Source organism: Amycolatopsis sp. 505 (assembly GCF_031625235.1).
Taxonomy (GTDB): Bacteria; Actinomycetota; Actinomycetes; order Mycobacteriales; family Pseudonocardiaceae; genus Amycolatopsis.
The window spans coordinates 1,416,898-1,438,994 of the sequence record NZ_JACKQP010000001.1 but is presented as its reverse complement, the minus strand read 5'-3'; the positions used below and the strand labels follow the sequence as shown (position 1 = coordinate 1,438,994).

The window sequence follows — 22,097 nt, the reverse complement described above, 5'->3', positions numbered from 1 at the left end:
ACGAAGGCCTCCGGCGGGTGATGTGGTTCCTAGACAGCTCCACTTCACAACCGGAGGCCTTCACCTGTCAGCACGACAGGCCGACACCGGGTCACCTCGACTCGGAACAACGTCCCTGGACATCACAGCTAGAGCGGGCGCAGCTGCTTGAGGATGTGCTCGCGGTCGTTGAGGAACGCGCAGCCCGGCACCGGCAGGTCGTAGCTGTTCAGCAGCTTCTCGAAGTCCGAAAACTCGTCGGCCGAGAAGCCGAAGCCGACCCGGTAGGCGTGCGCGGCCAGGACGTCGGCCAGTTCCTCCCACTCGCCGGCCCACAGCAGCGTGCGGTAGTGCGTGTAGTCCTCCGGCGAAAGGCGGTTGCCGATCATCGTCAGGACGCTGTCGGCGAAGAAGCTGATGCGGTTGCCCTTGAGGTCCGCCACCGTCGGGTTCGCCGGGTCGCGGGCGGTGTCGGGGTTGCGGACCACGCCCGGCCCGGCCACCGGGTAGGCGGTGTGGACGTGCCCGTTGTCCTCGACCAGCACGATCAAGTGGACGTTGAACCGCTCGCCGGCGCAGCGCCAGCGGCCGTTGCGCTGCTGGCGCCGGGCCTCGCTGGGGTCGTTGGCGACGTCCTTGACCACGGAGATGATCTGCTCGTCGGTCCAGCCGGCCGGGAACTCGCTGGTCGCCCTGCGCCCGACGCCCGGTGCGTGCCCGCCGCCCACTCGCTGCTCCCTTCGTCGCAACGAGCGTAGGTCAAACGGCCGCGGCGAGCAGCACGATGCCGACGACCTGGAGATCGAGACCGCGGAAGAGCTGGCGGGTGAGGTTGGCCGGCATCGGGCCCATCGGGGTGTCGACGAACCCGGGATTCGCGTAGTCAACGGCGGTGCGGGTGACCGTGCGCAGGATCGAGAGCACCGAAAGCGGCACGGCGAGCCACGCGCCCGCGGCGAACGACGTCCCACCCGCGAGGGTGACCACGAACAGCGCTGTCGCCCAAAGAAGACCCACCCCGGCGAGCACCAGGCCGTGGGCCAGCACCAGGTCGCGATCCCGCGAGCCCAGCCACCGGCGGCGGCCCGGATTGCGCCACAGCTCGCCGAGCCCGCCGGCGAACGGTGTCAGCGCGACGTACGCGCCGAGGCCGACCAGGACCGCGCCCGGCACGGTCGGCACCGCGATGTGCGCGGCGACGACCGCGAGGCCCACCAGCAGCGCCGCCCCCGCGTACCGCGACCGGCCGAGCGTCCCCGCCCACGCCAGCCGCAGCGGGGTCGGGCGGCGCAGCGAAAGCCCGCCGATCGGCGTGGACGGCGGGAGCAGCATCATCGGGTCGAGGAAGGTGACGGCGACCGAGCGCAGCACCCGGCCGTCCCACCCGGCGAGCAGCGCCGCCCGGCCCGCGCGCGACACCGGTTCGCCGCCGAAGGCCAGCGGCAGCGCCGCGACCAGCACCCCGGCCGCGACGAACTGCACCGTCGCCGGGCCGAGGCGGAGCGCGGCGATGCCCAGGCCGAGCACCGCGAGCGCCAGCGGGCCGAGCGCGTCGAGGCGCAACGACGTCCGCCGGGCCGACGCGAAGGCCGCCACCCCGGTCGCGGCGACGATCGCGACCGACGCGCGCCACTCGTTCAACCCGGCGCCGCCGACGGCGAGCAGCAGCGCGGCCAGGTAGCCGGTCACCGCGATCACGCCGGTCCAGGCGCCGAGCAGCCGGAGCGTGACGACGCGGCCGCGGTCGACCGGGGCGAAGTCGAGCCAGGTCAGCTCCGCCGGTTCGACCCAGGCGAAGCCGCGCCGCAGCAGGCCGCGCCAGCCCACCGCGCAGCACAGCGTCAGCAGCCCGAGCACGGCCGGGAAGTCCACAATGGATGATCCGTAGAGCGCCGGGCGCCAGGCGTCGACGTGGAAGAACGCGGTGAACAGGAACCCGAAGCCGAACAGGAAGACGAAGGACGCGGTGTCGCCGCTGAAGATCCCGCCGAACCGCTTCCGGCCCGGGATCCGCATCCGCCTCGGGGTCAGCGTCACCACAGTTCGAGCACGCTGTCCGCGGCTTCGAGCAGCGGCGGGTGGTGGGTGGCCACCACGACCGCCGCGCCGGCCGCCGTCGACCGGGCGATCACCCCGACCAGCCATTCCTTGCCCGCGGTGTCCAGCGCGCGTTCCGGCTCGTCCAGCAGGAGCACCCGGTGGGGCCGCGCGGTGACGCCGAGCAGCAGCAGCCGACGCCGCTGGCCCGCGGAGAAGTGGCCGGACGTCACGCGCATGCGTTCGCCCAGGCCCGCGTCGCGCAGCAGTTCCTCGTGGTCGCCGAGGTCGGCGCCGAACGAACCCGACAGCAGCTCGAGGTGCTGCAACGGGGTCAGCTCGGCGAAGAAGTCGGAGTCGTCGAAGAGCACCGACACCTTGCGCCGGAATTCGACGTCCCGCTCGTCCGGCACCTTGCCGTCGATCAGCACGCGGCCCCGCTGCGGCTTCTGCATGCCGTAGAAGCAGCGCATCAATGTCGACTTGCCGACACCGTTCGGCCCGACGATCGCGGCACACTCGCCGGGGTCGACGGAGAAGTCCAGGTCGTCGAAGAGCCAGAGCTCGCCGGCCCGGACGCCGAGCGCCTTCGCGTCGATCATCGGAGGGCTTCGAGGACCGGGGCGAACTCGTCGAGGAAGGGCTCGAGGACGGTGAAGTAGCTGAACCCGAACCGCTCGCGGTGCCCCCGGAGCCGGTCGGCGATCTGCGCGGGCGTGCCGACGAGGGCGACCGGCAGCTCGCCGATCTCGGTGGCGCTCAGGCGGCCGCCCACCAGCTGCTCCAGTTCGGCCAGGCCGGCCGCGCGGTCGTTCGTGACCTTCACGAACTGGCAGAGCAGGTTGAACTCGACCGAAGACGCGCGGTCGCCGAGCTTCGCCCGCACGAACGCCACGCGCTCGTCGACCTCCTCGGGCGCGGCCGCGGCCAAGGGCGAGCCGTCGGGCGTCTTGGTGGTCCCGGTGAAGCCGATGATGTCGGCGTGCTGCGCGGCCAGGCTCAGCACCCGGTCGCCGCGGCCACCCAGCAGCAGGGGCGGGCCTTCCGGACGCACCGGCGCGGGCTTGTGCTCGGGGTCGGCGTACCGCCGCTTGAGCTCGGCGATCGTCCGCTCGAGGTGGTCGACGCGCTCGCGGGCGGACGGGAACGGCATCCCGGCGGCCTCGAACTCCTCCTTGACGTACCCGGCGCCGAGCCCGAGCTCCAGGCGCCCGCCGGTGAACTGGTCGGTGCCCGTGACGTCCCGGGCGAGCAGCACCGGGTTGTAGAACGGCGCGTTGAGCACGAAGGTGTTCAGCTTGACGCGCGAGGTGACCTCGCCGGCCAGCACGAGCGCCGGAAACGGCGGTGCCATGCCCAGGTGGTCGGCCGCCGACAGGACGTCGAAGCCGAGTTCCTCGGCCTTGCGGCACTTCTCGACCCAGGCGGCACGGCTGTCCGGCACGACCATGTTGACACCGAAACGGAAATCCCCAGTCATGCCGACCAAGGTACTCACCGGAGCTTTTCGATCACCGGGCCCAGCCTGGCCAGGTCGTCTTCGAGCACGGTGAAGTAGCTGACGCCGAGGGTCTCGCGGGTGCGCAGCAGCTGCTCGGCCGCCGCTTCCGCCGAGCCGGCGACGACCGTGGCCAGCTCGCCGAGTTCCTCGACGCCGAGGTGCGGCACGAGTTCGTGGGCCGCTTCCAGGGCCGCTCGCCGGTCATCGGTGATCCGGACGAAGTGGACCATCAGGTTCAGCTCGACGTCCCGGCCGTCGAGCACCTGCTTCACGAAGCCGGCGCGCTCGGCCAGCGCGGCGGCACCGGCCAGGGCCAACCGACCCTCGGCCGCTCCGGGCGCGGTGCCGGTGAGGGCGATGGTGTCGGCGTGCGCGGCGGCGAAGGTCAGCATCCGGTCGCCCCGGCCGCCGAGCAGCAGCGGCGGCCGCGGGCGGTCGGTGAACGCGCGCTCGAGCTCGGTGACCACGTCGACGAGCCGTTCGAACCGGCGGCCGGGCGTGCCCCAGTCGACGCCGGCGGCTTCGAACTCCGCGCGGACGTACCCCGCGCCGATCCCGATCTCCACCCGGCCGCCGGTGAACTCGTCGAGCGCGGTGACGTCCCGGGCCAGCAGCACCGGGTTGTGGAAGCTCGCGTTCAGGACGTAGGTGTTCAACCGGATCCGCTCGGTGGCCTCGGCGGCGAGGAGCAGGGCCGGGAGCGGCGCGACCCGGCCGAGGTGGTCGACCACGCCGACGACGTCGTAGCCGAGGTCCTCGGCTTGGCGGCACTTCGCCACCCACTCGGCCCGCGAGCCGGGCACGTACATCGCGACGCCGAAGCGGAACGGTCTCATGGCCGCGAAACTACCGGTAAAAAGAACAAGGGGACGCCTCCCGGATGCGGCCGGGAGGCGTCCCCTGTCTCAGGGAGCTCAGCTGAGGCGCTGGGCCAGCGCGTCGAGCTCGTCACGCAGCGACGTCGGAACCTTGTCGCCGATCTTCTCGAACCACTCCTCGATCAGCGGCAGCTCCTCGCGCCACTCCTCGGGCTTGACGTCCAGGGCGGCCTGGATGTCCTCGAGCGGCTCGGTCAGGCCCTCGGTGTCGAGGTCCTCGGCCCGCGGCACGAAGCCCACCGGCGTCTCGACCGCGTTGCCGCGACCCTCGACGCGCTCGACGACCCACTTGAGGATCCGCGAGTTCTCGCCGAAGCCCGGCCACAGGAAGCGGCCGTCGTCACCGCGGCGGAACCAGTTGACGTAGAAGATCTTCGGCAGCTTGTTCGCGTCGGCGTTCTTGCCCAGGTTCAGCCAGTGCTTGAAGTAGTCGCCGGCGTGGTAGCCGAGGAACGGCAGCATCGCCATCGGGTCGCGGCGGACGTTGCCGACCGCGCCGGCCGCCGCGGCCGTCGTCTCCGACGACATGGTCGCGCCCATGAACACACCGTGCTGCCAGTCGCGGGCCTCGTTCACCAGCGGGACCGTGGTCTTGCGGCGGCCGCCGAACAGGATCGCCGAGATCGGCACGCCCTTCGGGTCGTCCCACTCCGGCGCGAGGATCGGGCACTGCGACATCGGCGTGCAGTAGCGCGAGTTGGGGTGGGCGGCCTTCTCCTCGGAGTCCGGCGTCCAGTCCTGGCCCTTCCACGACGTGGCGTGCTGGGGCTTGTTCTCCATGCCCTCCCACCAGATGTCGCCGTCGTCGGTCAGGGCGACGTTCGTGAAGACCGTGTTGCCCTTCTCGATCGTGCGCATGGCGTTCGGGTTGGTGTGCCAGTCGGTGCCCGGCGCGACGCCGAAGAACCCGAACTCGGGGTTGACCGCGTACAGGCGGCCGTCTTCACCGAAGCGCATCCAGGCGATGTCGTCGCCCAGGGTCTCGGCGCGCCAGCCCGGGATGGTCGGCTGCAGCATGGCGAGGTTGGTCTTGCCGCAGGCGCTGGGGAACGCGGCCGCGACGTAGTGGACCTTGTCCTCCGGCGAGATCAGCTTGAGGATCAGCATGTGCTCGGCGAGCCAGCCCTCGTCGCGCGCCATCACCGAAGCGATGCGCAGCGAGTAGCACTTCTTGCCCAGCAGGGAGTTGCCGCCGTACCCCGAGCCGTAGCTCCAGATCGCGCGCTCCTCGGGGAAGTGCGAAATGTACTTCGTTTCGTTGCAGGGCCAGGAAACGTCCTTCTCGCCCGGTTCGAGCGGGTGCCCGACCGAGTGCAGCGCGGGCACGAATTCGCGCTCGCTGCCGTCCGGTGCGATGAACTTCTCGAGGGCCGCCTTGCCGGCGCGGGTCATCACGCGCATCGACGCGACAACGTAGGCGAAATCGGTGATTTCGATACCCAGCTTGGGATTCTCGTCGCCGAGCGGGCCCATGCAGAACGGGATGACGTACATCGTGCGGCCGCGCATCGAGCCGCGGAACAGCTCGGTCATGGTGGCCTTCATCTCGGCCGGGTCCATCCAGTTGTTGGTCGGACCGGCGTCCTCGGGACGCTCCGAGCAGATGAAGGTCCGGTCTTCGACGCGGGCGACGTCGTCGGGGTCGGAAGTGGCCCAGAAGGAGTTCGGCTTCGACTTGAGCTGCACGAACGTGCCCGCCTCGACCAGCTCCTGGTTGATCCGGGCGGCTTCTTCGTCAGACCCGTCGACCCACACGACCCGGTCCGGGGTGGTCAGCTCGGCGACCTCCCGGACGAAGGACAGCACGCCAGTGTGCGTCGTCGGCGCGGTGTCCAGTCCGGGGATGGCGACTGCGGTCATCTCTACTCCTGACTTCCGACGACAAATGCGCCCGCACCGGAACGACGTTGTCCCGGTGCGGGCGTCATTGCCGGCGACCGAATGGCTTCGCACACCGGCTGGCGAACCGGTGTGGATGTTTTGGGATTCCCCGAGAGTAGCCGCATGACCGGCAAGTAACCGAGAGCTGACGTGTAGGTTCTCTCACAAGAACGATAAGGGAATCGATTCAGATGTCACTTGATCGGTGTATTCGCCGAAAATCTTGCGGTGGCCCGGGACACACCTGTGACCTGCTCGTTTTCATTGAAGACATGAAGAAAGCCCGAGGCCGCAGCCTCGGGCTTTCAAACTATGACGTGGATCACTTTCAGTTCGGCGAAATCCACTGCCCGGTGCCGGAGTCGATGCGCGCGACGCCTTCCAGGGTCTGCGTGCCGGCCTCGCCCCAGGCCGCGTCCGCGGCGGGATCGCCGTCGTTCCTCAGTCCACTGGAGACTTCGGTCCACTGACCGGGGCCGGAGTGCTCGAACGTCGTGGTCGTGCCGTCGGACTCGGTCTGCACCGCGATGTCCGCTTCGCCGTCGCCGTCCTTGTCGGTGAAGGCGATGGTGCCGCCGCTCTTCGTCTCGACGATGGCGGTGTCGTTGTGGCCGTCGTGGTCGGTGTCGATGGTCGCGACGCCCGCGTCGACCTCGCCGTCCGGCAGGTCGGCGTGGATGTGGCCGCCGGAGCTGTCGTCCCGGCCGCCGGTGTCGGAGTCGTCGTGGCCGCCGCCCGCGCCGTCCTGGACCCACTGGCCGCTGGCCTCGTCGTAGACCGCCTGCTCGACGACCTTCCCGTTCTCGTCCAGCACGGCGTAGTGGTCGGCCTCGCCGTCGTGGTTCGTGTCGATGAACGCCTGGGCCGAGCCGTCGTCGTGCTCGATGATCGCGGTGTCGTTCACCCCGTCTTCGTTCACGTCGTAGTTGACCTCGGCCTGGTACTCCTGGCCGTCGACGTGGACGGTCATCGCGTCCGGGCTGCTCGCGTCGGTGTCGCTGCCGCCGCTCTCGTCGACCCACATGGCACTTCCCCCTTCGAACCGGGTAACACGCTCCGACCTGCTGTCTGAGGGTATGACTCACCGTAGGCCCGTTCGGTTCCGCTTCACAACCGGACCGGTGCTCAGGCGGTTTTGTCCCGCAGCGCCCGGATCCGCGTCAGGAAAGCTTCGGCGCGCTCGCGGCCGTCGCTGACCTCCTTGAGCCGCTTCGACACGACGGCGATCTTCTTGGCCCGCTCCTGCGCGCCCATCTTGATCGTCTTGTCGACTTCCTTCAGCTCCGCCTCGATGGCGTCGATGCGCCGGCCCAGCGCCTCGTCCAGGGCCATCGACAGCTGCTGCTCGGCCTCGATGAGCTGCTCGGCGACCAGCTGGTCGAGCGTCGAACGGGCGTCCGCGATGGCCTCGACCAGCCACTGCTTCATGTGCTGCTTGTCGGCCGCGTGCTTGCGCGTGCGGGCCATCCACCAGCCGGCGCCGAGGCCGATGATGATCGTCGCGGGCAGCACGACCGGGTTGAGGATCGCGACGCCGGCCAGCGGCAGCGCGGCCACCTTGCCGGCCCCGACACCGCCGGAGATGCCCATGAAGACGAGCAGCTTGTCCTCGGCCGTCGGCGGCTTCTTGTCCGGCGGGCGCAGCACCACGGGCGGGCCGCCCGCCCGGGCGAACTGCGCGCGGATGACGTCGAGCTCTTCGGGCGAGAACAGCTCCGCCAGCGAGACGTTGGTGACCTGGTTCAGCCGTTGCGAGAGCAGCATCGAAATGCGCTGCGACGTCGTCTGCAGCGCGATGTCGACCTGCTGGGGCAGCGCGGCCAGCTCGTCGCGCTTGGCGGCGTCGATCAGCTGGCGGAAGTGGGTCTGCGCGTCCCGCATCTGCCGGCTGCTTTCGTGCCCGACCTCGACGCGGGTGCGCTGCACCTCGCCGCGCAGCTTCAGCTGCCAGCCGCGGGTCGAGCTCCGGCGTTCGGCCTGCAGCTGGTCACGGCGTTCGCGCAGCTGCTCGGCCTCGGCCTCGCCCGCCGACAGCGCGCGGCTCTCGGCCTGCAGCTTCGCCTTGAGCTCGCCCAGTGCGCTGGACAGCGCGCGCAGCGTGTTCGCCTCGCCGAGCATCGCCGACCGGCCGACGAGCAGCTCCTGCAACGCCGTCTGGATCGCCGCGACGCCGGACTTCTCCCGCAGCATCGCGGCCATCTGCTCGTTGGGCGCCTTCGCCGCGGTCTCGAACATCCGCGCCGACACCGGGTGGAACACCGCTTCGGCGAAGCGGGGCGCGTGGTCGCGCAGCAGCTGCCGGTCGGCTTCCATGACCTCGCGCCAGCCGCGGAACATGTCCACCTTGGTCAGCGCGAACACGACGGTCTCGACGCGCTCGCCGACGTCCCGCAGGAACTGCAGCTCGGTCGAGGTGAACGGCGCCGAGGCGTCGACGACGAACAGCAGCGCGGTGGCGCCCGCGGCGGCTTCCTTGGCGAGCTCGCCGTGCATCGAGTCGAGCCCGCCGACCCCCGGCGTGTCGACCAGCGAAAGCCGTTCGAGCAGCGGCACCGGCCCGGTGACCTCGACGTACCGCGGCGGGAGCTGCCCCGGCGGCAGCTCGTGCGCGGCGGACACCCAGTTGATCAGCTGGCCGAGGTCGATCGGCACCGGGGCGAGCTGGCCGGGGTAGCAGGCCTGCGCGCCCCAGCTGTCCGCGTGGTCGAACACCAGGTAGGTCGCGGTGGCGACGTCGGCATCCACAGGGGACAGTCCCGGTGTCGCGAGCAGGGCGTTGACCAGCGAACTCTTCCCGCGGTTCGTCTCGCCGACGACCACGACGGCCGGCTTCTTCGGCCGGGCCTTCCGGATGTCCTCGACCCACTTGGCGGCGTCCGGATCGGCGTCGCGGACGACGGTCAGCAGCTGGTCTCGGGTCGCGGCGACCTGCGCGGGCAGGCTCGGCGCGGTCGGTGCGCTCACGGGCTCTTCTTCGCGTAGACGGTGACGATGGGGGCGCGCAGCAGGCGGTCGTGGTCGGCGAAGCCGGTGACCTCGGTTTCCGCGACGATGCCGTCGAGCGCCGGGTCTTCGGTGGGGACCGCGCCGCCGGCCTCGTGGCGGGCCGGGTCGAAGCGCTCGCCGTCGGGCCGCAGGGCCTGGACGCCGATCGCGGCGAGCCCCTCCTCCAGGCGTTCGACGACGCCGCCGCTGCGGGCGCGGTCCAGGGCGTACAGGCACATCTGGATCAGCGCCTGGCGGTCCGCGAGTGCCCGCTCGAGATCACTCACCTGCTGCAAGGGGTGCACATCGGTGTCCGACGCGGCCGCGCCGCCGTCGGTTCCCTCCTTGCGAAACCACGCCATGACCCACAGTCTGGCGGACTCAGCCACCCTCCGGGGATGAAACCGGGCGAAGGAACCGGATCAGGATCGTTCGGAGGATCGCCTGCTCGGCGGCCAGATCGAGGCCGGGGTCGATGCTGGCCCGCGAAATCATCGCGTCGATCAGGCCGGCCAGCCAGCCGGCGACCGCGCGCGGGGCGACGCCGGGGTCGATCTGCCCGGCCGCGCCGGCGCGGGCGACCAGGACGGCCAGGCCGTCCCGCATCGCCCGGTCGTTGCGCTGGATCAGCTCGGCGAACTCGTCGTCGCGAGCGGCCTGGGCGGCGGCTTCCAGCACGAGCCGGACGACCGCGGGGTGCGCGACCTGGCCCGCCAGCTCGGTGACGACGTCGAGCAGCGCGGCCAGCGGATCGTCCGTCTTCGCGGCGGCTTCGAGGCGATCGGCCGTCTCGGCGGCGTCGTCGGTGAAGATCGCCGTGAAGACCGCACGCTTGCTGGGGAAGTAGTGGAAGAGGCTGCCGGAGCTGATGCCCGCGGCCCGGCAGATGTCCGCGGTCGTCGTCCGCTCGAAGCCCTTCTCGGCAAAGCAGCCGGCCGCCGCGTCGACGATCGACGCGCGCTTGGCCGCGTGCTTGGCCGGGTCGACCGTCCTCATCGCTCGACCGGCTCGTCCTGCCAGGGGTAGCCGTGCTCGGCGAAGGCCGGCGCCAGCTCGCGGCCGGTGAGGTCGGTCTTCTCGCGGGCGATCTCCCGGCCGTCGGTCGTGCGCAGGACGAGCTCCTTGCCGTCGAGGTAGACGGCTTCGAGGTCGGCCTCGATGCGGCGGGTCTTGTCGCCGCGGACCATGGTGACCCGGGTCGGCGACACCGTGACGACGAGGCGCTCGTGCGCCCAGATCGCGGCGAACAGCAGGCCGAGCACGAGCCCGCCGCCGACCGCGGCCAGCGTCGCCCACGGCTGCGGCAGCTTCGTGAGCACCTTGAACACGCCCTGGAAGGGGAAAGCGGGCAGGTCGCTGACCCACGCGGCGATGGCCCAGACGCCCACGCCGAGCGCACCCCCGATGAGCGGGCAGCCGACCCAGGACCCGGTGCGCAGCCACGACGGCTCGTCGACGGTCGTCTCCATGCGGTCCATTATTAGACCGCGTGCTCGGTTTATGAAACCGGGGGTTCAGACGAGCTGGTCGATGACCTCGCGGAGGACCGCTTCGAGGCCCGGTCCGTTCTCGGCGAGGCGGGACGACACGAGCAGCTGGTCCTCGGCCGTGCGCAGCCAGATCGAACCGGCGACCGAGATTTCGATGACGTTGAGGCGGAAGGGGTAGGCGCGGCGGCCCAGGCGGACTTCGGCCTCGCGGACCAGCTGGCCGAGCCGCTCGCCGGCCACGATCTGGCGGCGGTAGAAGCCGGGGGCCCACGGGGTGCTGCCCGACGGCTCGTGCGACCCGCGCAGGGCGGGGCCGCGGGCGTTGGCGAAGTGTCGGGCCGCGGCCGGAGCGAAGAAGTCGATCGCCTGGCGTATCGCCGAGCCGGGGGCGAGTGCGGGCCTGCCGTAACGGATGCGCGGGCTGCGCGGGTCCGGGTCCTCGCGGTTGCGCAGGAAGGCGAGCAGATCGACCCACCAGCCGGCCCAGTGCGCCTGGACGGCCGCGCGGTCGAGCCCGGCCGGGATGTGCACCGGCACCTGCGGCTCCACCGGCGGCAGCACCTGCCCCTCGGAAACGGACAGCGCCAAGGCGTCCCGGATGTACAGCGCGACGTCGACCTCGGTCTCGCTGCTCCAGCCGGCTCGCCAGGATGTCGTGTTTTCTAGGCGCACGCTTCAACAGTACGCGGAAAAACGCGCCTACCAGGGAGAGTTGGCAAGCCGAAACAACCTCAGGCTTCGCGGACCTGTTGCCAGATCAAGAAGTACGCCCGGTGCACGACGTGCGCGACGCGGCTCTGCGCCGGCGTCGCCCCGAAGGAGGCGAAGGACCGCCACCAGCCCGCGCGTTCGAGCGCGTGCGCGGCCAGCTCCTGGCGCGGGGCGCCGGGCTTGCCGAGCTGGGCGCCGATGTCGGCGTTGCTGCCGACCCGCAGCACCTCTTCGGACAGGTCCTCCGGCATGTCGACCGCGCCGGACGCGACCAGCGTCAGCGCTTCGAGCAGCCGCAGCTGGTGGGCCTCGGGCTTGGCGAGGAGCACTTCGATCGCATCGTGGACGCGCTGGCGTTCGGCGGGGTCGGCCGAGGCGTGCGCGAGCGCGGTCACCGAGGCCAGGGCCGCGGCCGCCTTGATGCCGTCGGCGCGGGCGGCGAACACGATCGACAGCCGCTGCCGGACGGCTTCGAGACCGGACGCGTCGAGCAGCGCCCGCCGCAGCGCGCCCGCCGTGATCTCCGGTTCCTTGCGAATGGCCTCGACCGCGTGCGAAATGCCGAACAGGTCGAGCTTCTCCAGCAGCCGCAACCGGGTGCCCGCCGGGACGTCGCACTCCCAGCTGGTGAAGATGTCGGCCGAGATCAGCATGGTCTGCAGGACGTCGTCGTCGAGCTCGGCGAGCTGCCGCAGGGCCTCGGCGTCGGCGGAGGTGAAGCCGCCGGACTCGGCGGACTCGGCGATCAGCCCGATCACCGGCAGCACGTCGGCGACGCGCGGCTTCAGCGTGGACGCCTGCTTCTCGGCGAGCAGCGTCGCGGCCTTCCAGACGTCGCCGCCGGACCCGTCGACCGACTCGGGCGCGATGGTGTCGGCCTTGTTGAGGACGGCGATCGCGTTGACCGGGCCCGCCTCGCGGCTCGCCGTGGCCGCGGTGAAGGCGGCGAGGGCCTGCTGGTCGTCCGCGCGGACGCCCTGCGTGACGACGTACAGCACGGCTTCCGCACCGGCGACGGCGTTGCGCGAGGTGTCGTCGAGCTCGTCCGAACCCTCTTCGTCGTCCTCTTCTTTGCGGTGCTTCGCCGCACCCAGCAGCTGCTCGGTGCGGGACACCGAAGCGGCGTCGAGCGAGCCGAGGCCGGGGGTGTCGATCACCGTCATGCCCTGCAGGACGGCGTTGGTCAGGTACGCCTCGATGTGCGACACCTGCTCGATGTCGACGCCCAGCTCGGCGGGGATCATGCCGTCGGCGGCGAACGGGAGCACCTGCTTGCGGCCGTCGGTGAAGACGATCTCGACGCGGTCCACCGTGCCGTACTGGAACCGGGTGACCAGCCGGGTGCACTCGCCGATGTCGGTCGGCGCGACCCGGCGCCCGATCAGGGCGTTGACCAGCGTCGACTTGCCCGACTTGATCCGGCCGGCCACGGCCACCTGCAGCGGCGCCCCGAGCCGGCGCAGCACCTCGGCGAACCCGGCGGCGGTGCGCGCGGACACCTGCGGCTGCAGGCGGTGACACAGGTTGGCCACCGACATCGACAGCGGACCCGCGAGCCGGCCCTGCTCCGGTGACGTCACGGCCCCCAGTCCTCCCCGTCGTTCGGCGACCCGTGAATCGTGCCATGCGGGTCATCCCCAGGTCGCACCGAAGGTGGTACCGCCGGCCGACGCGCGGTTTCCGCGCCGCGACCTAGTGTTGTGTGGTGCGACGGCTGAGCCTCTGGATGCGTGCCCACCCCATGGCGGGCGACTCGGTCCTCGCCGTCCTGCTCGGCCTGTTCGACCTGCTGGTGTTCGCCGCCGGCGCTCTGGACGAGGGCCCCGGGCTGCCGCCCTGGTACGTCACCGTGCCGGTGGAACTCGCGATGATCCTGCCGCTGGTGTTCCGGCGGCGGTCACCACTGTGGTCGGCCTACGTCGTGCTGGTGATCGGTGTCGTGCACGCGACGCTGGAGCTGGGCATCTCGAGCATCGCCGGCCTCGCGATGAGCATCTACTCGGTCGTCGTCTACGCCGGGCGGCGGCCGGGGCTGGTGTACGTCGGCGCGGTCGTGGCCGGCTCGGCCCTGATGCTCGCGCTCGGCCCCTCGGACGAGCTCGTCATCTCGGCGCTGTTCCTGGCGTTCGGGATCGCCCTGTGCTGGACCCTCGGCGAGTTCGTCGGGGCCCGGCGCGCCTACGACGTCGAAGTGGAGGCCAGGTTGCACCTGCTCGAGACCGAACGGGACCAGGCCACCCGGATCGCGGTGGCCGAGGAACGCGGGCGGATCGCCCGCGAGCTGCACGACGTCGTCGCGCACGCGGTGAGCGTCATGGTCGTGCAGGCCGACGGCGCGTCCTACGCGATCCAGAGCAACCCCGAGCTCGCTCAGCGGGCTCTGCAAACGATTTCCGAGACCGGCCGCGGCGCGCTCGGCGAACTGCGGCGCCTGCTGGACGTGCTCCGCAGCGACGACGCGGACGGCGAGCCCCGGGTGCCGCAGCCGGACGCGCACGCCCTCGCCGAGCTGGCCGACCGGATGCGCACCGCCGGCGTGCCGGTGGACCTGGAGCTCGGCGAGCTCGGCGACCTGCCGGCCGGTGTCTCGCTGGGCGTCTACCGGATCGTGCAGGAGTCGCTGACCAACACGCTCAAGCACGCCGGCCGCGGCGCGACGGCTTCGGTGCGGGTGCACCGCACCGGCGACCTCGTCGAGGTGCTGGTGTCCGACGACGGCGCGGGCGCCGCCCAGCTCGTCCCGGCCGGGCGGGGCGACCGGCGGCTGCCGGGCGGGAACGGCCTGATCGGCATGCGCGAACGCGCGCACGTGTACGGCGGGACGCTCGACGTGGGCCCCGCTCCGGGTGGAGGGTGGCAGGTCCGTGCGGCCCTGCCGGTTAGGTTGGACAAGTGATCCGGGTGGTGGTCGTCGACGACCAGGAACTGATGCGCGTCGGGTTCCGGATGGTGCTGGGCGCCCAGGAGGACATCGACGTCGTCGGCGAGGCGGGCGACGGCGCGCAGGCCATCGAGCTGGCCGAAAAGCTGCGCCCCGACGTCGTGCTGATGGACGTCCGGATGCCGGTGCTGGACGGCGTCGAGGCGACGAAGCGGATCGTCGCCGCGGGCACCGCGCGCGTGCTGGTGATGACGACGTTCGACCTCGACGAGTACGTCTACGCGGCGCTGCAGGGCGGGGCGAGCGGGTTCCTGCTCAAGGACACCCAGCCCGGCCACCTGGTTTCGGCGTTGCGCGCGGTCGCTTCGGGCGACGCGGTGGTGTCGCCGTCGGTGACCCGCCGCCTCCTGGACCGCTTCGTCGGCACGGGCGGCGCGCCGATGCGGGACACCACCGAGCTGGACGTGCTCACCGACCGCGAGCGCGAGGTGCTCGTGCTGATCGCCAAGGGTATGTCGAACCTGGAGATCGCCGAGGCGCTGTTCCTGTCCGAGGCGACGGTGAAGACGCACGTCGGGCGGATCCTGGCGAAGCTGGAGCTGCGGGACCGGGTGCAGGCCGTGGTGCTGGCCTACGAAACCGGTCTCGCGCGCCCCGGCCTGGGCTGACGCCCGGTCAGAGCCGGGTCGCCGCGCGGACCAGGCCGGCGAGGGCCAGCGAACGGCTGTGCGGTGGCCAGGCGATCACCGTGGTCACGGTCGGCGCGTCCGGAACCGGCACGGCGACCAGGCCCTCGAGCAGCGCGGCGCGGCTGGACTCGGGCATGACCACCGTGGTGCGGCCGAGCGCGATCAAGTGGAAGAGCTGGGTCTGGTTGCGCACTTCCGCACCGGGGCCGTCGGGGTAGGTGCCGCCGGGGCCGGGCCAGCGGGCCAGGGGCAGTTCCGGCAGTGAAGTGACCTCCGCCAGCCGGACCTGGGACCGGCCGGCGAGCGGGTGCGCGGCGGGGAGGATGGCGACCTGCCCTTCCACGGCCAGGACCTCGGTGTCGAGATCGGCCGTCGAGTCGAAGGGCTGGTGCAGCAGGGCGACGTCGGCCCGGCCGTCGTGCAGCGCCTGCTGGGGCTGCGATTCGCAGAGCAGCAGGTCGACGGCGACGGCACCCGGCTCGGCCGCGTACGCGTCGAGCAGTTTCGCGAGCAGTTCGCCGGACGCGCCGGCCTTCGCGGACAGGACGAGCGACGGCGGGCTGGTGGCGGCGGCCCGGGTCCGTCGTTCGGCCGCCGCCAGCGCGCCGAGGATCGCCCGGCCTTCGGTCAGCAGCACCGAGCCGGCACCGGTGAGCGTGACCTTGCGGCTGGTGCGTTCCAGCAACGCGACGCCGAGCCGCCGCTCGAGCTGGGCGATCGTCCGCGAGAGCGGCGGCTGGGCGATGCCGAGGCGTTCGGCGGCCCGGCCGAAGTGCAGCTCCTCGGCGACCGCGACGAAGTAGCGCAACTCCCTCGAGTCCACCCGCTCAGGCTACCCGCCAGACCGATACCACCGGGGTATCGTCGCTCGTCGTCGAGGGTGTTGGTGCTCCGCCGGGACGCACCCATGATCGGGGCATGAACGAACGGACGGTCGCGCTGGTCACCGGCGCGAACAAGGGAATCGGCTTCGAGATCGCGGCCGGGCTCGGCGCGCTGGGCTGGAGCGTCGGCGTCGGGGCGCGCGACGACCAGCGCCGGGAGGATGCCGTGGCGAAGCTGCGCGCGGCCGGCGTCGACGCGTTCGGCGTGCCCCTCGACGTCACCGACGACGCGAGCGTGGCGGCCGCCGCGGCCCTCGTCGAGAGGCGCGCCGGACGGCTCGACGTCCTGGTCAACAACGCCGGCATCGCGGGCGCCTGGCCGGACGAGCCGTCGGCCGTCACGCCGGAGAACCTGCGGGCGGTCGTCGAGACCAACGTGATCGGCGTCGTCCGGGTCACCAACGCGATGCTGCCGCTGCTGCGCCGCTCCGCGCACCCGCGGATCGTCAACCAGTCCAGCCACGTCGGGTCGCTGACCCTGCAGACCACGCCGGGGGTCGACCTCGGCGGGGTCAGCGGGGCGTACTCGCCGTCGAAGACGTTCCTCAACGCGATCACCGTCCAGTACGCCAAGGAGCTGGCCGGCACGCCGATCAAGATCAACGGCAGCTGTCCCGGCTACGTCGCCACCGAGCTGAACGGCTTCCACGGCACGAGCACCCCCGAGGACGGCGCCAAGGTCGCCGTCCGGCTCGCGACCCTGCCCGACGACGGCCCGACCGGCGGGCTGTTCGACGACGCCGGGCCGGTGCCGTGGTGACGTCGGTCAGCGGAAGTCGTCCGGCGGGGTCGTCGCCGGGTCCTTGCCCGCGTGGCGGACTTCGGTGAGCCAGCGGCCGAAGTCCGGCCGGTCGCCGTCGACGTCCGTGTAGCCGTACTCCTTCATCAGCGTCCAGGAGGCCACCGTCTGGCCGGCGAAGCGGGCGACGTCCGGGTCCTGCGCCAGGGCCGCGACGCCACGGGCCAGCAGGTACGGCGTCTCGGAGATCTTGAAGTCGACCGGCGCGATCTTGCCGACCGCGTCACGCCAGTTGTCCTCGGTGACCTCGAAGATGTCCAGCATCGACTCCGAGCGCAGGAAGCCCGGCGTCACCGCGAAGCCGACGCAGTCGTACTCCTTCAGCTCCGCGCCGAGGGCGCGGCCGAGCGCGCGGATGCCGCACTTGGCCAGGTAGTAGGGGAAGCCGGCGCCGACGTAGTCGTCGTTGTCGCCGTCGGTCACCTCGAGCACCAGACCGCGGCGGGCGATCACCAGCGGCAGGAGCTTGTGCAAGGCGATGAGGTGGGTGTCCAACGCGTTGTGCGTCAGCTTGAGCGCGTCGTCGAGGGGCGTCTCCCAGTAGGGCGCGTCGAAGTGGAAGTACATGTCGCCGCCCCAGACGTCGTCGACCAGGATGTCGATTCCGTCCACTTCGGACTCGATGCGGGCCTTCAGCGCGTCCACATCGGACTGTGAGGTGAAGTCGCAGCGGACGACGACCGCCTTGCCGCCCGCCGCCTCGACCAGCTCGCCCGTCTCTTCGATCGTCTCCGGGCGCTTCATCGGTGACGCCGTTTCGCGCGTGGTGCGGCCGGTGACGTACACCGTCGCGCCCGCGCGGCCCAGCTCCACCGCGATCGCCCGGCCGCAGCCCCGGGTCGCCCCGGTGACCACCGCGACCTTGCCCGCCAAACTCATGCTTCCTCCCGTCCCCGCCACGCGGACAGCACCGCGTCGACGTCCTCCGCCAGCCGGTCGGCCAGCCGCCCGTGCGGCCGGATCGACCAGTCGATCGACACCCCGTTGATCACGCCGAGCACCGCACGGGCCGCGCGCGGCACGCTCGGCGCGTGCGGCAGCGAAGGAGCCGCCGCCCGCACCAGCCGCCGCAGTTCGTCCTCGACCGCCGTGAAGTGCTCGCCCAGCAGCGACCGCAGCACCGGGTCGCCGATGTCCACGCCGAGCTGGCCCAGGTGGTTCGCCGCCTCTTCGGCGTCACCGAGCACCGCGTAGACCGCCACCGCCGCGGCGCGCAGGCCGTCGACCGGGTCGTCCGCCCGCTCGGCGCACTCCCGCATCTGCTCGACCGCCCGCCGCGTGGCCCGCCGGCTCATCTCCTGCAACAGGCCGCTCTTGGAGCCGAACCGCTGCGCGACCGTGCCGACCGAAACCCCGGCCTCGGCCGCCACCTGCGCCAGCGTGAAACCGGGGCCGCAGCGGCCGATCACGGTCTCCGCCGCACCCAGCAGCCGCTCGTCGGTGATGCTCCTCGGCCGGGCCACCCAGTTATTGAACCATAGTTCATTAATGAGGTCGAATCAGAACCTTGTTCTGGTTAGGACGGCGCCACGGACCGCAGCTCGCCCACCTGCGGCGACCGTCGCGCCGGCCGACGGCTGAACAAGGTTCTCAGGGTTGACTCAGGGTCATCACGGATCGCGCATCGGCCGAAGAGCCAGCAAGGTACTACTCAGGTAGGGGGAGTGGTTCGGCCTCCAGGGTGACGCGCAAACCATCCCCGACCCGCGACGATGAACGCGTCGTAAGCGAGGGGCGGAAGAGGAGCAGTCATGATCGAGGCAACGGGCCTCACCAAACGGTACGGAAAAACGCTGGCGGTGAACAACCTGTCGTTCTCCGTGTCCGCGGGGCAGGTCACCGGCTTCCTCGGTCCGAACGGGGCGGGCAAGTCCACCACCATGCGGATGATCCTCGGCCTGGACAACCCGACGGGCGGCCAGGTCACCATCGGGGGCAAGAAGTACCACGACCTCAAGGAGCCGCTGCGCACCGTCGGCGCGCTGCTGGACGCGAAGTGGGTGCACCCGAACCGCTCGGCGCGCGCCCACCTGCTGTGGATGGCGAAGTCCAACCGCATCCCGGCCACCCGCGTCGACGAGGTCCTCGAGACGGTCGGCCTGACGAGTGTCGCGAACAAGCGCGCCGGCGGGTTCTCGCTCGGCATGTCGCAGCGCCTCGGCATCGCGGCCGCCCTGCTCGGCGACCCCGAGGTGCTGCTGTTCGACGAGCCGGTGAACGGCCTCGACCCCGAGGGCATCCTCTGGATCCGGAAGTTCATGCACCGGCTGGCCGAGGAAGGCCGCACGGTGTTCGTCTCCAGCCACCTGCTTTCGGAGATGGCGCTGACCGCGAGCAACCTCGTGGTGATCGGCCGGGGACAGCTGATCTCGCAGTCGTCCACCGAAGACTTCGTCGCCCGCGCGGCCGAGAACACGGTGAAGGTGCGTTCTCCGCAGCTGGCCGAGCTCCGCGACGCCCTGCAGCGCGCCAGCGCCGGCGTCGTCGAGGAGGCGAACGCGCTCGTGGTGTCCGGGATGGACAGCGACAAGATCGGCGAGATCGCCGCCGCCAACCGGATCGTGCTGCACGAGCTGAGCCCGCAGACCGGCTCGCTCGAACAGGCCTTCATGCAGATCACCGGCGACTCCGTCGAGTACCACACCGGCCTCGACGCCGAGGCGCAGCACGTGCTCGAGTCCGCCAAGTAACCGGGGAAACCAAGACCATGAACCTGCTCGCCGTGGAACGCATCAAGCTGTTCTCGACCCGCTCGCCGTGGTGGTGCGCGCTCATCACCCTGGCCCTGACCATCGGCTTCGCGGCCATCATCGCCGGCGCGACGCCGTCCGACGCCCAGCTCACGCTGCCGGCCACCCAGTTCGGCGGCTCCCAGTTCGGCATCGCCGTCGTCATGGTGCTCGCCGCGCTCGCGGTGACCACCGAATACCGCTTCAACACCATCCGCACGACGTTCCAGGCCGTGCCGCACCGCTCGCCGGCGCTGGTCGCCAAGGCGATCGTGGTCGCCCTGGTCGCGTTGGTCATCGGCGAGCTCGCCGCGTTCGGCGCCCTCGGCCTCGGCATGCTGATGCGGCCGAACGACGGCCTCGGCCTGCACACCTCGCAGGACTGGATGAACGTGGCCGGGCTCGGGCCGGTGTTCGCGCTCAGCGCCGTGCTCGCGGTGGCGCTCGGCATCCTCATCCGGCACAGCGCCGGGGCGATCGCCCTGCTGCTGATCTACTACTTGGCCGTCGAGGAGCTCGTGCAGCTGATCCCGAAGATCGGCAACCACATCCACGAGTGGATGCCGTTCAACGTGGCCAACAAGTTCCTCCGTGGCTCCGCGGTGGTCGACGGCCCGCCGCCGTCGGACTCGCCGCTGAGCCCCGGCTGGGCGCTGGCGTACTTCGCCGGCATCGCGCTCGTGTTCCTGCTCGTCGCGCTCGGGGTCGCGAAGAAGCGGGACGCGTAGGGGGTAACAGGGGAAAAGGGGAGAACACCGGATCCGGGTCGCGCTGTCGGGGGGCGACCCGGGTCCGGTGTTTCGCAGTAGGCTCGCCTCGACGGACGGGGAGCCCATGATCGAAGCGACAGCACTGACCAAGCGGTACGGCGCGACCACCGCGGTCGACGAACTGACGTTCACCGCACGGTCGGGGCGCGTCACCGGCTTCCTCGGCCCGAACGGCGCCGGCAAGTCGACGACCATGCGGCTGATCCTCGGCCTCGACACCCCGGACGCGGGCCGGGTGCTCGTCGACGGCGTCCCGTACCGGGAACTGACGGATCCACTGAGGACGGTCGGCGCGATGCTGGACGCCACCTGGCGCCACCCCGGCCGCAGCGGGCGCGACCACCTGCGCTGGCTCGCCGCCACCAACGGCATCCCGGACAAGCGCGTCGAAGAGGTGCTGGCGCTGGTCGGCCTGACCAGCGTCGGCAAGACCCGCGTCCTGCAGTACTCGCTCGGCATGCAGCAGCGGCTCGGGATCGCCGCCGCCATGCTCGGCGACCCGCGCGTGCTGCTGTTCGACGAGCCGGTGAACGGCCTCGACCCCGAGGGCATGGCGTGGATCCGGCAGCTGCTGCACGCGCTGGCCGCCGAAGGCCGGACCGTGTTCGTGTCCAGCCACCTCCTGCCCGAGATGGCGCAGACCGCGCAGGACCTCGTGGTGATCGGCCGCGGCCGGCTGATCTACCAGGGCACCATGGACGAGTTCATCGCGCAGACGAGTGAACACGGCGTCCGCGTCCGCACCGCGCACGCGGACCGGCTGCGCGCGGCGCTCACCGGGCAGGCCGAGTTCACCGAAGCCGACGGCGCCTTCGTGGTGTCCGGAATGGACAGTGACCGGATCGGGCAGCTTGCCTTCGACGCCGGCGCCACGCTGCACGAGCTGAGCCCGATCACCGGCTCGCTCGAGCAGGCCTACCTCGACCTGACCCGCGACGCCGTCGAATTCGCGGTGCCGTCCGCGCCGTCCGCGCCGTCTTCGGAGGCCGCCCGATGATCACCAACCTCCTGCGCGCCGAGCGCATCAAGCTCTTCAGCACCCGGGCGCCGTGGTGGTGCCTGGCCATCGCGATCATCGCGCCGCTCGCCTTCACCGCGCTGTTCTTCGCGCTGGCCGGGCCGGAGATCCCGCCGACGGTCGGCAACACCCAGCTCGCGAGCGGCAACGGCCGGACCGTGCTGCTCGTGCTCGCGGTGCTCGCGACCGCATCGGAGTTCAACTGGGGCACCATGCGGCTGACGTTCCAGGCGGTGCCGAGCCGGGTGCCGGCGCTGGTGGCCAAGGTGCTGGTCGTCGGCGCGCTGGGCGCCGTGCTCGGGCTGGTCGTCGGCTTCGGTTCCTGGGGACTGGCGTCGCTGGTGCAGCCGGACGCCGACCTCGCGCTGCACTCGGGCGCCGCCTGGCGCTCGGTGCTCGGCCAGAGCCTCGTCTTCCTCTTCACCGCGGTGGCCGGCGTCGGCGTCGCGCTCCTGCTGCGCAGTGTCGCCTTCGGGCTGACGGTGGTCCTCGTGTGGACGCAGGTGCTCGAAGGCGTGCTCGTCTTCATCCCGGGCATCGGCAAGCACATCTACCAGTGGATGCCGTTCCACGCCGCCGACGAGTTCGTCGGGGCGGGCGGGTTCGCCGCCGGGCCGCTGGGGCTGGCGCCGGCGCCGCTCGGGCCCTGGGGGTACCTCGGTTACTTCGCGGCGATCACCGTTGCCCTGTTCGTGGCCGGTGTACTCGTGACGGCACGACGCGACGCCTGAGCGTGACCGCGGTCTCAATACCGCAAAAAACCTTGTTAACAAAAGGTGAAACACCTGTGGCTTCCCTCACAGGCACCGGACATACTGCTACGACCAGGCAAGATTCATAAGTGAGAGCACCGGACCCGTCTGAA

General features: G+C 71.2%; 23 protein-coding genes. 7 read left to right on the top strand and 16 right to left on the bottom strand.

The window, feature by feature from the left end; all coding sequences use genetic code 11:
- Nucleotides 1-128: 128 nt before the first annotated feature.
- From H5965_RS06960 to H5965_RS06900, 13 genes are all read right to left on the bottom strand, one after another.
- The gene (locus H5965_RS06960; protein ID WP_310968450.1) at nt 129-707 is read right to left on the bottom strand and encodes an EndoU domain-containing protein; all 579 of its coding nucleotides are present in this window, start codon (nt 705-707) and stop codon (nt 129-131) included.
- Between the two features lie 31 nt (nt 708-738).
- Entirely contained in the window at nt 739-2,019 is a 1,281-nt protein-coding gene (locus tag H5965_RS06955; protein ID WP_310968449.1) for a DUF6297 family protein, read from the bottom strand.
- Nucleotides 2,013-2,618, bottom strand: coding sequence for an ATP-binding cassette domain-containing protein (locus tag H5965_RS06950; RefSeq protein WP_310968448.1), 606 nt, complete (start codon nt 2,616-2,618; stop codon nt 2,013-2,015). Before H5965_RS06950 ends, H5965_RS06955 begins: the two co-directional genes overlap by 7 nt.
- Nucleotides 2,615-3,496: an LLM class F420-dependent oxidoreductase gene (locus H5965_RS06945; protein ID WP_310968447.1), complete on the bottom strand. Its 882-nt coding sequence runs from the start codon at nt 3,494-3,496 to the stop codon at nt 2,615-2,617. The genes H5965_RS06950 and H5965_RS06945 overlap by 4 nt, the downstream gene beginning before the upstream one ends.
- A gap of 14 nt (nt 3,497-3,510) precedes the next feature.
- Nucleotides 3,511-4,353: a TIGR03621 family F420-dependent LLM class oxidoreductase gene (locus H5965_RS06940; RefSeq protein WP_310968446.1), complete on the bottom strand. Its 843-nt coding sequence runs from the start codon at nt 4,351-4,353 to the stop codon at nt 3,511-3,513.
- 78 nt (nt 4,354-4,431) lie between these two features.
- On the bottom strand, nt 4,432-6,255 hold the full coding sequence (locus tag H5965_RS06935) for a phosphoenolpyruvate carboxykinase (GTP) (RefSeq protein ID WP_310968445.1): 1,824 nt from the start codon (nt 6,253-6,255) through the stop codon (nt 4,432-4,434).
- A 349-nt stretch (nt 6,256-6,604) separates the two neighbouring features.
- Nucleotides 6,605-7,300: a hypothetical protein gene (locus tag H5965_RS06930; RefSeq protein WP_310968443.1), complete on the bottom strand. Its 696-nt coding sequence runs from the start codon at nt 7,298-7,300 to the stop codon at nt 6,605-6,607.
- A gap of 101 nt (nt 7,301-7,401) precedes the next feature.
- Nucleotides 7,402-9,240, bottom strand: a complete 1,839-nt coding sequence (locus H5965_RS06925) for a dynamin family protein (protein WP_310968442.1) — start codon at nt 9,238-9,240, stop codon at nt 7,402-7,404.
- Nucleotides 9,237-9,623 carry a nucleotide exchange factor GrpE gene (locus tag H5965_RS06920; protein WP_310968441.1) on the bottom strand — a complete coding sequence of 129 codons (387 nt, stop codon included), beginning with the start codon at nt 9,621-9,623 and terminating at the stop codon, nt 9,237-9,239. Before H5965_RS06920 ends, H5965_RS06925 begins: the two co-directional genes overlap by 4 nt.
- 19 nt (nt 9,624-9,642) lie before the next feature.
- Nucleotides 9,643-10,257, bottom strand: coding sequence for a TetR/AcrR family transcriptional regulator (locus tag H5965_RS06915; RefSeq protein WP_310968440.1), 615 nt, complete (start codon nt 10,255-10,257; stop codon nt 9,643-9,645).
- Nucleotides 10,254-10,730 carry a hypothetical protein gene (locus tag H5965_RS06910; RefSeq protein ID WP_310968439.1) on the bottom strand — a complete coding sequence of 159 codons (477 nt, stop codon included), beginning with the start codon at nt 10,728-10,730 and terminating at the stop codon, nt 10,254-10,256. The genes H5965_RS06915 and H5965_RS06910 overlap by 4 nt, the downstream gene beginning before the upstream one ends.
- 45 nt (nt 10,731-10,775) lie before the next feature.
- Nucleotides 10,776-11,423 carry a hypothetical protein gene (locus tag H5965_RS06905; RefSeq protein WP_310968438.1) on the bottom strand — a complete coding sequence of 216 codons (648 nt, stop codon included), beginning with the start codon at nt 11,421-11,423 and terminating at the stop codon, nt 10,776-10,778.
- A 59-nt stretch (nt 11,424-11,482) separates the two neighbouring features.
- A complete protein-coding gene (locus H5965_RS06900; RefSeq protein WP_310968521.1) occupies nt 11,483-13,000 on the bottom strand; it encodes a dynamin family protein in 1,518 nt (505 codons plus the stop codon).
- A gap of 203 nt (nt 13,001-13,203) precedes the next feature.
- Here H5965_RS06900 and H5965_RS06895 point away from each other — a divergent pair, with 203 nt between their 5' ends.
- Both H5965_RS06895 and H5965_RS06890 read left to right on the top strand, forming a co-directional pair.
- Nucleotides 13,204-14,358, top strand: coding sequence for a sensor histidine kinase (locus H5965_RS06895; RefSeq protein WP_310968520.1), 1,155 nt, complete (start codon nt 13,204-13,206; stop codon nt 14,356-14,358).
- Entirely contained in the window at nt 14,355-15,011 is a 657-nt protein-coding gene (locus H5965_RS06890) for a response regulator transcription factor (RefSeq protein WP_310968437.1), read from the top strand. The genes H5965_RS06895 and H5965_RS06890 overlap by 4 nt, the downstream gene beginning before the upstream one ends.
- Nucleotides 15,012-15,018: 7 nt before the next feature.
- On the opposite strand, the gene H5965_RS06885 is transcribed toward H5965_RS06890, so the two are convergent.
- Nucleotides 15,019-15,855 (bottom strand): LysR family transcriptional regulator, encoded by an 837-nt coding sequence (locus tag H5965_RS06885; RefSeq protein ID WP_310968436.1) that lies wholly within the window; start codon nt 15,853-15,855, stop codon nt 15,019-15,021.
- Nucleotides 15,856-15,950: 95 nt separating this feature from the next.
- Between H5965_RS06885 and H5965_RS06880 the strand changes: the two genes are divergently transcribed.
- Nucleotides 15,951-16,676 (top strand): SDR family oxidoreductase, encoded by a 726-nt coding sequence (locus tag H5965_RS06880; protein ID WP_310968435.1) that lies wholly within the window; start codon nt 15,951-15,953, stop codon nt 16,674-16,676.
- Nucleotides 16,677-16,682: 6 nt separating this feature from the next.
- Here the strand turns inward: H5965_RS06880 and H5965_RS06875 are convergent, their stop codons facing one another.
- Together H5965_RS06875 and H5965_RS06870 are read right to left on the bottom strand one after the other, a co-directional pair.
- Complete coding sequence (locus H5965_RS06875; RefSeq protein ID WP_310968434.1) at nt 16,683-17,594, bottom strand: SDR family NAD(P)-dependent oxidoreductase; 912 nt, start codon at nt 17,592-17,594, stop codon at nt 16,683-16,685.
- Complete coding sequence (locus H5965_RS06870; protein ID WP_310968433.1) at nt 17,591-18,178, bottom strand: TetR/AcrR family transcriptional regulator; 588 nt, start codon at nt 18,176-18,178, stop codon at nt 17,591-17,593. The genes H5965_RS06875 and H5965_RS06870 overlap by 4 nt, the downstream gene beginning before the upstream one ends.
- A gap of 288 nt (nt 18,179-18,466) precedes the next feature.
- Here H5965_RS06870 and H5965_RS06865 point away from each other — a divergent pair, with 288 nt between their 5' ends.
- From H5965_RS06865 to H5965_RS06850, 4 genes are all read left to right on the top strand, one after another.
- Entirely contained in the window at nt 18,467-19,405 is a 939-nt protein-coding gene (locus H5965_RS06865; RefSeq protein ID WP_310968432.1) for an ABC transporter ATP-binding protein, read from the top strand.
- Between the two features lie 17 nt (nt 19,406-19,422).
- Nucleotides 19,423-20,172 carry an ABC transporter permease gene (locus H5965_RS06860; protein WP_310968431.1) on the top strand — a complete coding sequence of 250 codons (750 nt, stop codon included), beginning with the start codon at nt 19,423-19,425 and terminating at the stop codon, nt 20,170-20,172.
- A 106-nt stretch (nt 20,173-20,278) separates the two neighbouring features.
- The gene (locus tag H5965_RS06855; protein ID WP_310968430.1) at nt 20,279-21,211 is read left to right on the top strand and encodes an ATP-binding cassette domain-containing protein; all 933 of its coding nucleotides are present in this window, start codon (nt 20,279-20,281) and stop codon (nt 21,209-21,211) included.
- Nucleotides 21,208-21,963 (top strand): hypothetical protein, encoded by a 756-nt coding sequence (locus H5965_RS06850; RefSeq protein WP_310968429.1) that lies wholly within the window; start codon nt 21,208-21,210, stop codon nt 21,961-21,963. Before H5965_RS06855 ends, H5965_RS06850 begins: the two co-directional genes overlap by 4 nt.
- Nucleotides 21,964-22,097: the final 134 nt, after the last annotated feature.